We start from the raw sequence: 1,415 nt of genomic DNA on the forward strand, positions 1-1,415 counted from the left end.
AGCAGCGAGTCTCGTATCTTTAAAGTTCACGAAAACAATAAGATATGAAATTAGAACCCACTGCCCAACCAAAGTTATACATTGGCATCGACATTCACAAGCGGAGCTGGAAAGTTCATTGCGCCTCCGATCTATTTAGCGGCAAGTCATTTGCTATGCCTCCCAAACCTGAAGTATTATACGAGTATGTAGCCAAGCATTTTCCCGACCATCAGGTTACCACCGCTTATGAAGCTGGCTGTTGCGGGTATTACGCCCACCGTAGTTTTAAAACCTATGGCTGGAATTCCCTAGTGGTCAATCCTGCCGATATCCACCGCAAGGGAAAGGAACGTTTTACCAAGACCGATAAAATAGATGCCCAACTGATAAGCAGAGAGCTCAAGGATGGCAGGCTCGAGGGCATCCACGTTCCCGATGTGGAGCGGGAGCAATTGCGCAGTCTTTTCAGAAGAAGGAACGATCTGGTCAAGGATTACAGGCGTATCAAGAGCCTTATAAAAATGCAGCTGCTGTATTTTGGTATCGCCATTCCCGAGGAGTTTGACAATGACCATTGGAGCCATAAATTCCGTGGATGGGTAGACGAAGTTACTTTCAAATATCCATCGGCGCGCGAGACGCTGGACAGCAGGATGCGGAGCTTCAGGTTCATAGACCAGGAGCTGCGCGATGTCTCCACAAAGATGCGCGCCTATTGCCGCAAGCATTACAAGAAGGATTATTATCTTTTGAAAAGTATTCCGGGAATAGGCGGGATTGTGGCCTGTGGGATTATATGCGAGCTTGGCGATCTGCGACGCTTTAACAGCATAAAACATCTTGCGGGCTATGTTGGGCTGGCTCCGGGCATCCACCAGAGTGGCGACAACCAAAAGAGCACGGGCATTACAATGCGCGCCCATAGATTGATGCGAAGTTATTTTATAGAAGCGTCCTGGCAGGCCATCAGGACAGACCCCATAATGCAGGCCTATTACCGCAGGCATTTGGGCAAGAACGTCAAATCAATAATAATCAAGGTGGCCCGTAAATTATTGAACAGGACCTTGGCTGTCATAAAAACAGAAACTCCTTATGCAATAGGAGTAATAGAATAATAAAATAAACAGATAACAAAGCTCACAAAGAAGTATTAAAAGCCTATATCACAAAACAATGTAGGTGGCTGGATTAAATTTAGACCACATCTTTTTAGCAAGTGACCAGGTTTATTATAACTTATAATCATACAGATGCCGGTGACCGCGCTTGGACGATGGATCACATATAGGATGCGGAGCAAGTTATATGGTATTGAAATAGTGATAATCCTATCGGAATTATCAACATTCCAACACCCCAAAATCATCATTATGAGATAATTAAAATAAAAATATTATTTTTGAAGAACGGGATTAGTGCTTTTCATAGGA

1 protein-coding gene is annotated in these 1,415 nt (G+C 44.2%); it reads left to right on the plus strand.

Annotation, left to right across the window (positions count from 1 at the left end; translation table 11 throughout):
• Window positions 1-44 precede the first annotated feature (44 nt).
• Complete coding sequence (locus tag AC58DT_RS15590) at window positions 45-1,100, plus strand: IS110 family RNA-guided transposase (RefSeq protein ID WP_497217718.1); 1,056 nt, start codon at window positions 45-47, stop codon at window positions 1,098-1,100.
• Window positions 1,101-1,415: the final 315 nt, after the last annotated feature.

The organism is Aequorivita sp. CRS11 (assembly GCF_059693805.1).

Bases quoted from the DNA above. Each gene is read 5' to 3' on its own strand.
- AC58DT_RS15590 (WP_497217718.1), top strand. From the start codon at position 45: ATGAAATTAGAACCCACTGCCCAACCAAAGTTATACATTGGCATCGAC.